This is a genomic window from Luteibacter sp. KNZ12-1A (genome assembly GCF_056755675.1).
Genome location: NZ_JBPGXU010000017.1, coordinates 16,900 through 29,449, shown reverse-complemented (window position 1 = coordinate 29,449; position 12,550 = coordinate 16,900). Strand labels below are relative to the sequence as shown.

The following is a 12,550-nucleotide window of genomic DNA, read 5'->3' as shown; positions in this document are numbered from 1 at the left end:
ATCCCCTACGAAGCCGCCACCAGGGAAAACACTCCGAACGCCGGCGCCGCCGACACCCATTCCTTCTCGATCCGCCACCCACCCGCTTCCGCCAGTAATGCGAACGACGCCGGCGTGAACTTGTGCGAGTTCTCCGTGTGGATCGACTCGCTGGCGGCGAAGGCGAACGACTGACCGGCGACCGTCACGCGCTGCGCCTCGCGGCTCACCAGGTGCATCTCGATGCGTTCGAGTTCCGCGTTCCACACCGCGCGGTGTTCGAACGCCTCGGGATCGAAATCGCCGTCGAGTTCACGGTTGATGCGAACGAGCACGTTGCGGTTGAACGCGGCGGTCACGCCGGCGGCATCGTCATAGGCGGCGAGCAGCACGTCCACGTCCTTGACCTGATCCGCTCCCACGATGAAGCGCGCACCCGGCCCGAGCCGTTCCCGCACCGAACGCAGCAAGGCGATGGCCTCCGCTGGCGTGAAATTGCCGATCGTGGAACCAGGGAAGAACGCCACGACGGGACGTCCCGCCAAGGCCTTCGGAACCTCGATCGCGTGGGTGAAATCACCCACCACCGGATGCACCGCGAGCGACGGATACGCCTCACGCAAACGAGTCACCGCGCCATCCAGCGCGGCGGCGCTGATATCCACCGGAACGTAGGCGGAAATCCAGGGCGCGGCGTCGAGCAGCATCCGCGTCTTGTCGCTCGCCCCACTGCCCAATTCGAGCAGCACGGCGCCTTGCGGAATACCTGCGGCGAGCGCAGGAGCGATCTCATGAAGCAAGGCCGTCTCCGTGCGCGTCGGATAATACTCCGGCGTGACGCATATCGCCTCGAACAGGTCGGACCCCGCCCCGTCGTAGAAGTACTTCGGCGAGAAGGTCTTCGGTGACGAGGACAGCCCGGCCAGCGTGTCGCGCAGGAAGGCCAGGCGGTCGCCATCCGGCGTGAACGCGGGATCGCGCGCGAGGCGCACGCCGCTGAACATCCAGCGCTGCCCGGGCCGGTAGAAATTACGGTACGAGATCCGTGCGTGCCCTGACGGCGTGACGCTGGCGCCACCACGCAAGACCATCTGGCCGATCATGAACTTCCCGTTGTACTCACCGACCGCATCGTCCGCCGCGCGAAACCCCGGATACGGCGAGTACGAACTGGCCGTCCACTGCCAGGCGACATCGTCGACCTGCTCCAGGTCGTCGCGTGTACGCATGGCGTGCTCCCACTCCGCTTCCGTCGGCAGACGTGCACCGGCCCAGCGCGCGAAAGCCTCCGCTTCGTAGTAACTGACATGGGTTACCGGCGCGTCGGGATCGACCGGCCGCCAGCCGCCGGGAGTCATGTGCGACCAGGCTTCGCCGTCGTGCTGCCAGTAGAGCGGCGATTCCCATCCTTCCTCCTGGCGCTGAGCCCATCCGTCGGAAAGCCACAGGTCGGCGCGGCGATAGCCGCCGAGCGCCATGAAGGCCAGCCATTGGCCGTTGGTGACCAGGCGGTCGGCGATCTCGAACGGCTCCAGCCAAACCGTGTGCCTGGGACCTTCGTTGTCGAAGGCGAAGGATTCGTCGACGGCACCGATGCGCACCGGCCCACCGCCCACCGGGCGGAACCGGCCTGTCGGACCGGGTGCCGGCGCGGACCATGCCGGATCGAAGGCCGGTTTCAGCGGCGACTGCGCGAACAGGTGCTGCACATCCATCACCAGCAGTTCCTGGTGCTGTTCCTCATGGGCGAAGCCGAGCCGCAGCAGCGCTTCCAGCTCGGGGCCTATCGCGCCAGCGAGAAAGGCCCGCATATGCGTGTCCACGTGATGGCGATAGGCGATCACGCGATCGATCGACGGCCGGGTCAGCAAGCCGCGCAACGGTCGCGGATGACGCGGGCCGACGGTTTCGTAGTAGGAATTGAAGAGATACCCGAATTCGGCATCGAAGACGTCGTAGCCGGGCACGTTCGGTCCGAGCAGGAAGGTCTCGAAGAACCATGTCGTGTGCGCCAGGTGCCATTTGGCGGGGCTGGCATCGGGCATCGACTGGACGACCATGTCCTCCGGGCCGAGCGACGCGACGAGCGCCTCGGTACGCGCCCGCACGGCGTCGTAACGTTCGCGGAGCGAGAGGCCGGGCTGACATCGGGCGGCGGTCGCGCTCGTGCCGGCGCGGTGGGAGGCGGCGCCTGGCGCCCAGGTGGTGTCGACGAAAGCTTGCATGGATGGGCTCCGTGGCGGGACGGTCAGCCGGGCGTGTGCTCGATGCGCACGCGGTCGGGATAGAAAGCGAGGTGACCGCGGATCGACGAGACCGCCTCGTGCGGCTCCTCGTAGGTCCAGATCGCATTGATCGCCCTTTCCTCGTTGCCCGGGAGGCTGTAATACGAGGCTTCACCCTTGTAAGGACAATGCGTATGGTGCTCGGTCCGGCGCAACGAGGCCATGTCGGCATCGGCACGGGGGATGTAGAACACGGGCGGGTAGCTGGCTTCCTTGAGCACGAGCGCGTCGCGGGTGTCGGCGACGACCCGGTCGCCGTCACGCACCACCACCCTGCCACCCGCCGGCGCGATCGTGATGGGATGGTCGGGGCCGGGGATCTTCACGGGATGTGAGGACATGGCACGCTCCTTCGGTGACGAAATCAGGCTGACATCCTGCGACCCCTACGCAGGGAATCCAAGACGACGACCCGGAACAGGTGAGATTACCGATAGGCAAAGATTGGGGTCTTGGACCGGAAAACCGCCGCCCCGGTCCGTCAGTACCTTCACATCTTGGTCCGCCCCAGGCTTAACATCCGTTCATGGACCTCAACTTCCCGCCGTCCCCGCCGATATGACTATTGCGTTGCAGGCAGGGGGAGGCACGCCATGAAAGCAGTCATCGTCGCGGTGGCCATCGTCCTGGTCCACGTGATCGCACTGGCGAACATGCCTTCCGGGGGCATGGAAGTCTCCTATGTGTGCTTCTTTACCGTCGCGGCGCTGGCGCTCGGCAGCGTGGTATCGGCCTGGCGCCGCTCGGGGCCGCCGCGTGACCGGCGCTGGTGGTTGCTGTTCGCCAGCCTCGCCCTGTGGACCGTGGGCATGTCGCTGTCCGCCCGGCAGAACTATGTGTTGGAAAACTCCAACCCTGCGCCCGGCGACAGCATGTTCTTCTACATCCTGTACGTGCTGCCCGTGCTGGTGGCCGTCTCGTCGGCTCCCGTGCCGGCGCGCAAGAAATGGGCCGTCACGATCGACCTGATCCTGGCCGCCCTGCTCGGGGTACTGTTCTACGTGCGCACGTTCTCCATCGTGTCGGTGCAGGGCGCGATGGCGACGCAGCAGGCGATCGACATCGCCTACATGCTCGACTTCGAGAACGCCTGCCTCGCGCTGGCCGCGTCGCTGCGCTACCTGGCGACCGACCGCGCGGACGATCATTTTTTCTTTCGTGGCGTGACGGCGTTCTTCGTCACCTATGCGCTTTCCGGTTACTTCTACAACCACTATGTGGCGCTGGGTGGACATCCGGAATTCGGCACGTCGCCCTGGGACGCGTTGCTGGACCTGCCCTTCCTCGCACTCTTCGTCACGGCGACAATGCGCCAGCCGAGGCGGCACTGGCATCCGCCGGTCTACCTCGTGCGCTTCGTGCTGAGCGCGAGCCCGACCTTCCTGGCCATGAGCGTGCTGGGTTTCGGGCTCATGGTGATCCCGGGCTATCCCACGCTGGGCATCGTGGGGGCCATCGCCGCCGTGATCGGCATCGGCCTGCGCGGCACGCTGGCCCAGGTCGGCCTGGTCGAGGAGGAATACCGGTTATCGCGCAGCCGCGACGAGCTGCAAGGACTGGTCTTCGTCGACAGCCTCACCGGCCTGGCCAACCGACGGGCGCTCGACGAGCGCCTCCTGCGCGAATGGCATCGCCCGGGCCAACAGGAACCGATCTCCCTGTTGATGATCGACGTCGACTTCTTCAAGGAATACAACGACCGCTACGGCCACCTGGCGGGCGACGACTGCCTGCGTTCCCTCGTCGGCGGACTTATCGGACGCGGCGTCCGCGCGGGAGATTTCGTCGCCCGGTTCGGTGGCGAGGAATTCGCCGTCATCGCTCCCGGCACCCGCCTTACCGACGCCCTGGCCCTGGCCGAGGACCTGCGGGCACAGGTCGAGGCGCTGGCGATCATCCATCCTTCGAGTCCCTTCGGCGTGGTCACCATCAGCATCGGCGTGGCCCACGTGCAGGTGAGTGCGCATGGCGGCCCGCTGGACCTGCTCAACGCGGCCGACCGCGCGCTCTACCGGGCCAAGCAGACCGGCCGGAACCGGGTGAGCGCGGGCGAGGAACCGCGGGCGGATCCGACCCGGCTGAACGAATCGCGTCACACCGGTTAACCCCGATCCATCCCTCCCTGCGTTTCACCGTCATGTCACCCACGAGGCCATGCACGATGAATACGCTCCGCGTCACGCTTTCCCTCCTGTTCGCCGGGTTGGTCGCCACCGCCGGGGTGGCCGCCTCGGGCGATGCCTTCGCCGCGCGGCACGACACGTCACCGCCGCCGGCCGATGAGAACGGCTGCCAGCCCGGCCAAGGCATGCCGGTTCGGCGGATGCTCGCGCACGCGATGGCCGCTCCGGCCACCGCACCCGCACCGCCGGCCATGACGAAGGCCGCACCGCAGGCGCTGGTCGAATCCGTGGCGCAAATCGGTTACGCCACCGCGATCGCGCCGCCCTACCTGCCCGTCGACCGCGAGAACTACGCGCATCGCACGCCGAATTCCGTCCATCTCGCCGCCGGCGACCCGGTGTCGACCTTCAGCATCGACGTCGACACCGGCTCGTATACGAACGTGCGGCACATGCTCAACGAAGGCCGCCTGCCGCCCGTCGACGCCGTCCGTACCGAGGAATTCATCAACTACTTCGACTACGGCTACACGGTGCCGACGAGTCACGCGAAGCCGTTCGGCGTCACGACGGAATTCGCGCCCGCGCCATGGAATCCCGAGCGCCAGCTGCTGCTCATCGGCATCCAGGGATACAGCGTGCCCGCCAGCGAGATTCCTCCAGCCAACCTCGTCTTCCTCGTGGACGTGTCCGGTTCCATGGACGAGCCGGACAAGTTGCCCCTGCTCAAGGCCTCGCTGAAGCAGATCGTGCCGAAGCTGCGCGCGGCCGATCGTATCTCGCTGGTGACCTACGCCGGCGCGACCTGCGTCGCCTTGCCTTCCACGCCGGGCGACGAACACGCGAAGATCGCCGCGGCCATCGACGCGCTCGGCGCGGGCGGGTCCACCAACGGCGCCGCCGGCATCGACCTCGCCTATGCGCAGGCGGCGAAGGGCTTCATCAAGGGCGGCGTGAACCGCGTCATCCTCGCCACCGACGGCGACTTCAACGTCGGCACCGTCGGCGTGCAGGCCCTGAAAGACCGCATCGCGGAAAAGCGCAAGAGCGGCATCGCGCTGACCACGCTGGGTTTCGGCGAAGGCAACTACAACGACGAAATGGCCGTGGAACTGGCCGACGCCGGTAACGGCAGCCACCACTACATCGACAACCTCGGCGAAGGGCGTCGCGTGCTGGTGGACGAGATGTCGGCGACGCTGATGACGATCGCCAAGGACGTGAAGATCCAGGTGGAGTTCAACCCGGGAGTCGTCGCCGAGTACCGCTTGATCGGATACGAGAAGCGCGTCCTCGCACGCGAAGACTTCAACAACGACGTCGTCGATGCGGGCGAGATCGGCGCGGGTGCCCGCGTCACCGCGCTGTACGAGATCACGTTGAAAGGTTCCAAGGGCGCACGCGTCGATCCGCTGCGTTACGCCTCCGCGAAAGATACGCCCGCATCCGGTGAACTCGGTTTCCTCCGCCTGCGCTACAAGGCGCCGGATGGCGGCGCGAGCCGGCTTGTCGAGCAGCCCTTGTCCGCTGACATCGCAGGGCAAGCGAGCGAGCGCTTGCGTTTCGCCGCGGCGGTGGCGGCGTTCGCGGAGAACCTGCGCGGCGGCAAGTACGTGGACGGCTTCGGCTACGACAAGGTCGCCGAGTTGGCGCGTGGCGCGCAGGGCAAGGACGAAGGCGGCTACCGCGCGGAGATGTCGAGGCTGGCGAGCATGGCCGGCGGGATGTCGACCGAGCCTGTCGCGGAATCCCCGCGGCGATAAGGTAACCTCCCCGTCCATGGATGCTCCCCTTACCGACGACGGCGGGCTGATGCTCGCCTGGGCGGGCGGGAACGCGGCCGCGTTCGGGGAGCTTTACGCGAAGCACAAGGGTCCGTTGTATCGGTTCCTGCTGAAGACGGTGAAAGACCGGGCGGTCGCCGACGAGTTGTTCCAGGAGACCTGGAGCCGAGTGATCGTCGCGCGCCAGCGTTATCGCGCCGAGGCGAAGTTCAGCACCTGGTTGCTCCAGATCGCGCACAACCTGGCCGTGGACAGCTTCCGGCGGCAGCGTCCACGGGCCGGCGCCGAAGAGGCCGAGGCGGTCTTCGCCGCACAGGCCGCTCCGGAACGCGAGCAACCCGATCACGCCCTTTCGGATTTCGAACTGCGCCGGCGCATGCAACGCGCGATCGAAAGCCTTCCCGACGAACAACGAACGGCCTTCGTGCTACGCATGGAGAACGAACTATCCCTGGAGGACATCGCCGCCGTGACCGGAGTGGGCAAGGAAACCGCGAAATCGCGGCTCCGCTACGCCATGGCACGGATACGAGAACTCGTTGCCGAATGACATGAACCCGAACACGCCACCACCCCACGACGACGACCTGCCCGACGAGCGCGAACTCGCGGCGCTGTACGCGCGCCTGCCAAGGACCGAGCCCGACCCCGCGCTGGACGCGGCGGTGCTCGCGCAGGCCGATCGTGCGGTACCGGCCCGCCGACGCCGGGCACGCTGGCCCATCGCATTGGGATCGGCGGCGGTGCTGGTGCTGGCCGCCGGCCTGGCGTGGCAACTGCGCGACAGCCGCCCCGACGTGGCGGCGACGCTTCCCACTCCCCCTCCCACGGCGCAGCACATCGAGTCCACCGCATACGTGCCCGTGCAAGCGAGCGCTCCTGTCGTCCTGCAAGAGGCGGCACCTGCGACGCCCCCGGCGAGGATGGCGCGGCGTTCGGCACCGACACGGTCGTTGGCACCCGCTGCACCTGCGCCTGCGCCTGCGCTGCCGATACCAGCATCGGAAAGGGAAGCCGAAGCAGTCCCTGCGCAAGCATCGGGGCAGGCGTTCGCGCCGGCACCCAAGTCATCGGCCGTGTCCAAACCGGCCCCTCGGGCCTTCGGCGCCGTGTCCGATCACGCGATGAAAACGGAACTCGGTCCGGACGACCGCGTCGGCGAGATCCGGCAGTTGCTCGGCCGGGGAGAGCGCGAGGAAGCCTTGCGGCGCCTGCGCGAGCTGCGCGAGCGCTATCCTCGCTACGACCTGCCACAAGACCTGCGCGACCTGCCCCCTTGAGTGCACCGCTGGAAACCCTCGCCTCGCCCTGGCGCCACGAAGAAGAGATCAAGAAGAGCCGCTTCCTCGCCCAGGCCATGCCCGTCGAATCGCCGGCCGACGCCCTGGCATGGTTCGATTCGGTGGGCGATCCGGGTGCCACGCACAACTGCTGGGCGTATCGCATCGGCGAGGCCTACCGCTTCAACGACGACGGCGAGCCCGGCGGCACCGCCGGCCGGCCCATCCTGCAGGCCATCGACGGCCAGGGCTGCGACCGCGTGGCCGTGCTGGTCACGCGCTGGTACGGCGGAATCAAGCTCGGCGCGGGCGGGCTCGCGCGCGCCTATGGGGGGACGGCCGCGGAGTGCCTGCGCCTCGCGCCACGACTGCCGATCGTCGCCACCGGATGCCTGCGGCTGCGCTGCGAATTCGGCGAACTGGCCCTGGTCTCGGCACGATTGCGCGAGATGGAGGCCACCATCGAACAGGAGACCTTCGTCGCCGACGGCGCGGAACTGAGCGTACGGGCGCCGGTGGACCGGCTGGACGCCATCGCCGCGCGGATCGTCGACCTGACCCGGGGCAAGGTGCATCCCCGCCGCGTCGATCCATGTTGAATACTGCACCGGATGGCCCCATCCGTTGGCGAATGAATCCGGAAGCGAAGCGAGCATGAGCGACGAACGCAGGGAGAAATCACGCAAGATCGGGGCACTGCGCAATCTCTGGCCGTTCCTGAAGCCGCACAAGGGCCTCGCCATCGGCTGGCTCGTGTTCCTCGGCATATCGTCCGGTGCCTCGCTGCTCCTGCCCGTGGCGGTGCGGCACATCATCGATCATGGCTTCCTCGCCTCGAGCATCGCCACGATCAACGGCACGTTCCTGGGCCTGTTCGGCGTGGCCGTGGTCCTGGCCATCGCCACGGCCGCCCGGTATTACTGCATCGCCCTGCTCGGCGAGCGCTCGCTCGCCTCGTTGCGCACCACCCTTTACCAGCATGTGATCGGGCTGGACGTGGGTTTCTATGAAAGCACCCGCGTCGGCGAACTCACCTCCCGCCTGGGCACGGACACCGAAGTGGTGCAGACCCTGGTCGGCTCCGGCATCTCGGTGGCGCTGCGCAGCGTGGTGATGCTGATCGGCGCCGCGGCGGCCATGGCCTGGACCAGCCCGCGCCTCGCCGGGCTCACCGCACTGGTCATCCCGGCGGTGATGCTGCCCATCCTCGTCTTCGGCCGCCGCGTGCAAAAGCTCTCGCGGCACAGCCAGGACCGCATCGCCGATGCCGCCGCCGTCGCCAACGAGACCCTGAACGCCGCGCAGGCGGTCAAGGCCTACGCGCGCGAACCGATCGAAAGCCGCCGCTACGCCCGCGCCATCGACCTCGCCCTGGCGACGGCGCGCCGCCGGATCGGCATGCGTTCGCTGCTGACCGCCGCCGTGATCGTGCTGATCTTCGGCGCGATCACCCTGGTGCTTTGGGCGGGTGCACGCGACGTCATCGCCGGCGACCTCGCACCGGGCGTGCTGAGCCAGTTCGTGCTTTACGCGATCTTCGCCGCCGGCTCGGTGGCCGGCCTGTCCGAAGTATGGGGCGACGTGCTGCGTGCCGCCGGTGCCATGGAACGCATCGGCGAACTCTTCGCCGAACGGCCCGGCATCTTCACGCCCGAAGCGCCGGAGCCCCTGCCCCGGCCGGTCACCGGATCGTTGCGCTTCGAGCATGTGGAATTCCGCTACCCGTCGCGCCCGGACGTGGCCGCCCTCTCCGATTTCAACCTGGACATCGCACCGGGAGAAACCGTGGCGCTCGTCGGTCCGTCGGGCGCCGGCAAGAGCACGGTCTTCAGCTTGCTGCTCCGCTTCCACGATCCTCGTTCCGGCTCCATTCGCTTCGACGGCATCGACCTGCGCGCACTCGCCCTGCCCGAACTACGCGGGGCGATCGCGCTGGTACCGCAAGAGACCGTGATCTTCGGCGGCACCGCCGCGGACAACATCCGCTTCGGCCGCGCCGACGCCTCCGACGACGAGGTGCGCGAAGCCGCGCGCCTCGCCGAAGCGGACGGCTTCATCGCCGCCCTGCCCGATGGCTACGAAGCGGCGCTGGGCGAACGTGGCGTGCGCCTGTCCGGCGGGCAGAAGCAACGCATCGCCATCGCCCGGGCGATCCTGCGCGATGCCCCATTGCTGCTGCTGGACGAAGCGACCTCGGCGCTCGACGCGCAATCGGAAGCGGCCATCCAGCACGCGCTGGAACGCCTGGAGAAGGGCCGCACCACGCTGGTGATCGCGCATCGCCTGGCCACCGTGCAGCGCGCCGACCGCATCGTCGTGATGGACGGCGGCCGGATCGTGGCGCAGGGCACGCACGAGAGCCTGCTGGCCGAGGGCGGCCTCTACGCCGAGTTGGCACGTTTGCAGTTCGTGGCCTGATCCCACGTCGGCACCGCGGCGTTTTCGCCCTGTTGACGATCCGCCACCTACCTTCGGCCGCATGGATGGCGACCTGCTGCTACCGCGCCCCGAAGGCCTCTACTGCCCGGCGGGCGACTTCTTCATCGACCCGATGCAGCCGGTCGCCCGCGCGGTCGTCACGCACGCGCACGGCGACCACGCGCGCGCAGGCAGCGCGCTCTACCACGTAGCGTTTGCCGGTGGCGGACTGATGCGCGAGCGCCTGGGCGCATCGGCCACGATCCGCGAATACGACTGGAACGAAGCCTTCACCCTCGGCGAGACCCGCGTGTCCCTGCATCCGTCGGGACACATCCTCGGCGCGGCACAGGTCCGCATCGAAGGATGCGGCAAGGTCGCGGTGGTTTCCGGCGACTACAAGCGCGAACCCGACCCCACTTGCGATCCCTTCGAACCGGTGCCGTGCGATATCTTCGTCACCGAATCCACCTTCGCCCTGCCGATCTACCGATGGCCGCCCATGAGCCGGGTGGTGGACGAGATCCTCGACTGGCTCGACGAGTGCGCGGCACGCGGCGTGCCGGCGGTACTGTTCTGTTACGCCCTGGGCAAGGCGCAACGGTTGCTCGCCGAACTGGCCACGCGCACCGACCGCACGGTGCACCTGCATGGCGCGATGCCGCGCCTGGTCGAGGCATACCGCGAAGCGGGCGTGCACATGCTACCCACGCAGGCCGTCAGCGACTCCGCCCGCGGCAAGGATTTCGCGGGCGAACTGGTGATGGCGCCACCCTCGGCGGCGGGATCGCCGTGGATGCGCCGCTTCGCCAAGGCCTCCACCGGCTTCGCTTCCGGATGGATGCAGGTGCGTGGCGCGCGCCGTCGTCGCGGCTACGACCGCGGATTCGTCGTGTCCGACCATGCCGACTGGCCGGGCCTCATCCGCAGCGTGGAAGACTGCGGCGCGAAGCGCATCTACGTCACGCACGGCGACGGCGAGGCCTTGATCCGCCACCTGCGCGAGAACGGCCACGACGCGCTCCCGCTGAGCGCGCTCGGCGGACGCATGCCGGAATTCCGCCGCAGCGAGGAAGGCGACTGATGCGCCGATTCGCCGCCCTTTTCGAGGTACTCGATCGCACCTCGTCCACGGCCGCCAAGCGCGACGCGATGGCGGCCTACTTTGCCGAGGCTCCGCCGGAAGACGCGGCATGGGCCGTCTACGTCCTCGGCGGCGGCAAGCTCAAGCGAACCGCCACGTCGACCGAACTGCGCACCGCGCTCGCCGCGGAGGCGGGCTACGCCGACTGGCTCATCGACGAAAGCTACCAGCATGTCGGCGATCTCGCGGAGACGATCGCGCTCATGTTGCCCAGCGGCGGCGACGAGCAGGAAGACACGCCACTGCATGTATGGATGGAAGCGCGCCTGCCCTCGCTCAACGCGCTCGAATCGTCCGAACGCATCGATCTCCTGCGCGAATGGTGGCGCCCCTTGCCACGCGATCAGGTGTTCCTGGTCAACAAGCTGCTGACGGGATCGCTGCGGGTGGGCGTGTCGCACCGGCTCGTCGTGCAGGCGCTCGCGCAATGGGCGAACCTGCCGACGGACCTGATCGCGCATCGGCTCAGTGGTGCCTGGGCGCCCAGCGCCACGGCCTTCCAGGCATTGGCCGACGCCGAGCGCGCCGACGAGCATGCGGGAGAAAGGCCTTACCCCTTTTTCCTGGCCTCGCCGCTGGAACAGGAGGCCGCCTCGCTGGGCGATGCCGGCGAATGGCTGGCCGAATGGAAGTGGGACGGCATCCGCGCGCAATTGATGCGCCGCGCCGGCGATGCGCTGCTCTGGTCGCGCGGGGAGGAACGCCTCGACGGGCGATTCCCCGAGATCGAGCAGGCCGCCCTCGATCTTCCCGATGGCTGCGTGATCGACGGCGAGATCCTGGCCTGGGCACTGGATGAAGACCATCCGTTGCCCTTCACCGCGTTGCAGAAGCGCATCGGCAAGCTCAAGCCCGGGCCGAAACTGCTGGCCGATACGCCCGTGCGCCTGATGGCCTACGACCTGCTCGAACTGCACGGCCAGGACATGCGCGAACGTCCCCTTTCCGAACGCCGCGCGATGCTCGCCAGCCTTGTCGAGGAGCGGCGCCCCACGCTGATGCTCTCGCCCGCGATCACGGCGCCGGACTGGCAGGCGTTGGCGGCGGTGCGCACCGAATCGCGCGAGCGCCGTACGGAAGGGCTGATGCTCAAGCGGCTCGATTCGCCGTACCGCGTGGGCCGCAAACGCGGTGACTGGTGGAAATGGAAGGTCGACCCGTACACGATCGATGCCGTGCTGATCTACGCGCAACCTGGCCACGGCCGGCGTTCCGGTCTCTTCACCGACTACACGTTCGGTGTCTGGGACGGCGAAGCGCTCGTGCCCGTGGCCAAGGCCTACTCGGGCCTCGACGACGACGAGATCGGCCGGCTCGACCGCTGGATACGGGCGCACACCATCGACCGCTTCGGGCCCGTGCGATCAGTCGAGCCGACGCACGTGTTCGAACTCGCCTTCGAGGCGATCCAGGCTTCGGGGCGCCACAAGGCCGGCGTGGCGGTGCGCTTTCCGCGCATCCTGCGCTGGCGCACCGACCTCGCCATCCGCGATGCCGACAGGCTCGACGACCTCCGCCGCCTGGCGGCGGGCTGAGG

At 68.1% G+C, this 12,550-nt stretch carries 10 protein-coding genes; 8 read left to right on the top strand and 2 right to left on the bottom strand.

Annotated features, from left to right (window positions below; translation table 11 throughout):
* Positions 1-5: 5 nt before the first annotated feature.
* The gene (gene egtB / locus ACR9ZJ_RS05980) at positions 6-2,204 is read right to left on the bottom strand and encodes an ergothioneine biosynthesis protein EgtB (RefSeq protein ID WP_481287167.1); all 2,199 of its coding nucleotides are present in this window, start codon (positions 2,202-2,204) and stop codon (positions 6-8) included.
* Between the two features lie 23 nt (positions 2,205-2,227).
* Complete coding sequence (locus ACR9ZJ_RS05975) at positions 2,228-2,605, bottom strand: DUF427 domain-containing protein (protein ID WP_481280075.1); 378 nt, start codon at positions 2,603-2,605, stop codon at positions 2,228-2,230.
* Between the two features lie 252 nt (positions 2,606-2,857).
* Between ACR9ZJ_RS05975 and ACR9ZJ_RS05970 the strand changes: the two genes are divergently transcribed.
* The 8 genes from ACR9ZJ_RS05970 to ACR9ZJ_RS05935 all read left to right on the top strand — a co-directional run bounded on the left by ACR9ZJ_RS05970 (position 2,858) and on the right by ACR9ZJ_RS05935 (position 12,548).
* Complete coding sequence (locus tag ACR9ZJ_RS05970) at positions 2,858-4,369, top strand: GGDEF domain-containing protein (RefSeq protein WP_481280074.1); 1,512 nt, start codon at positions 2,858-2,860, stop codon at positions 4,367-4,369.
* 56 nt (positions 4,370-4,425) lie between these two features.
* Positions 4,426-6,150: a vWA domain-containing protein gene (locus ACR9ZJ_RS05965; protein ID WP_481287166.1), complete on the top strand. Its 1,725-nt coding sequence runs from the start codon at positions 4,426-4,428 to the stop codon at positions 6,148-6,150.
* Positions 6,151-6,166: 16 nt separating this feature from the next.
* A complete protein-coding gene (locus tag ACR9ZJ_RS05960) occupies positions 6,167-6,721 on the top strand; it encodes an RNA polymerase sigma factor (protein WP_481280072.1) in 555 nt (184 codons plus the stop codon).
* A 1-nt stretch (position 6,722) separates the two neighbouring features.
* A complete protein-coding gene (locus tag ACR9ZJ_RS05955; protein WP_481287165.1) occupies positions 6,723-7,451 on the top strand; it encodes a hypothetical protein in 729 nt (242 codons plus the stop codon).
* Entirely contained in the window at positions 7,448-8,050 is a 603-nt protein-coding gene (locus ACR9ZJ_RS05950; RefSeq protein WP_481287164.1) for an IMPACT family protein, read from the top strand. The genes ACR9ZJ_RS05955 and ACR9ZJ_RS05950 overlap by 4 nt, the downstream gene beginning before the upstream one ends.
* A 55-nt stretch (positions 8,051-8,105) precedes the next feature.
* Positions 8,106-9,869: an ABC transporter transmembrane domain-containing protein gene (locus ACR9ZJ_RS05945; protein ID WP_481280070.1), complete on the top strand. Its 1,764-nt coding sequence runs from the start codon at positions 8,106-8,108 to the stop codon at positions 9,867-9,869.
* 61 nt (positions 9,870-9,930) lie between these two features.
* On the top strand, positions 9,931-10,953 hold the full coding sequence (locus tag ACR9ZJ_RS05940; protein ID WP_481287163.1) for a ligase-associated DNA damage response exonuclease: 1,023 nt from the start codon (positions 9,931-9,933) through the stop codon (positions 10,951-10,953).
* Positions 10,953-12,548, top strand: coding sequence for an ATP-dependent DNA ligase (locus tag ACR9ZJ_RS05935; protein WP_481280068.1), 1,596 nt, complete (start codon positions 10,953-10,955; stop codon positions 12,546-12,548). The genes ACR9ZJ_RS05940 and ACR9ZJ_RS05935 overlap by 1 nt, the downstream gene beginning before the upstream one ends.
* Positions 12,549-12,550: the final 2 nt, after the last annotated feature.

Coding starts and splice junctions, on each gene's coding strand:
- egtB (WP_481287167.1), bottom strand. CDS start 2,204: ATGCAAGCTTTCGTCGACACCACCTGGGCGCCAGGCGCCGCCTCCCAC.
- ACR9ZJ_RS05975 (WP_481280075.1), bottom strand. CDS start 2,605: ATGTCCTCACATCCCGTGAAGATCCCCGGCCCCGACCATCCCATCACG.
- ACR9ZJ_RS05970 (WP_481280074.1), top strand. CDS start 2,858: ATGAAAGCAGTCATCGTCGCGGTGGCCATCGTCCTGGTCCACGTGATC.
- ACR9ZJ_RS05965 (WP_481287166.1), top strand. CDS start 4,426: ATGAATACGCTCCGCGTCACGCTTTCCCTCCTGTTCGCCGGGTTGGTC.
- ACR9ZJ_RS05960 (WP_481280072.1), top strand. CDS start 6,167: ATGGATGCTCCCCTTACCGACGACGGCGGGCTGATGCTCGCCTGGGCG.
- ACR9ZJ_RS05955 (WP_481287165.1), top strand. CDS start 6,723: ATGAACCCGAACACGCCACCACCCCACGACGACGACCTGCCCGACGAG.
- ACR9ZJ_RS05945 (WP_481280070.1), top strand. CDS start 8,106: ATGAGCGACGAACGCAGGGAGAAATCACGCAAGATCGGGGCACTGCGC.
- ACR9ZJ_RS05940 (WP_481287163.1), top strand. CDS start 9,931: ATGGATGGCGACCTGCTGCTACCGCGCCCCGAAGGCCTCTACTGCCCG.
- ACR9ZJ_RS05935 (WP_481280068.1), top strand. CDS start 10,953: ATGCGCCGATTCGCCGCCCTTTTCGAGGTACTCGATCGCACCTCGTCC.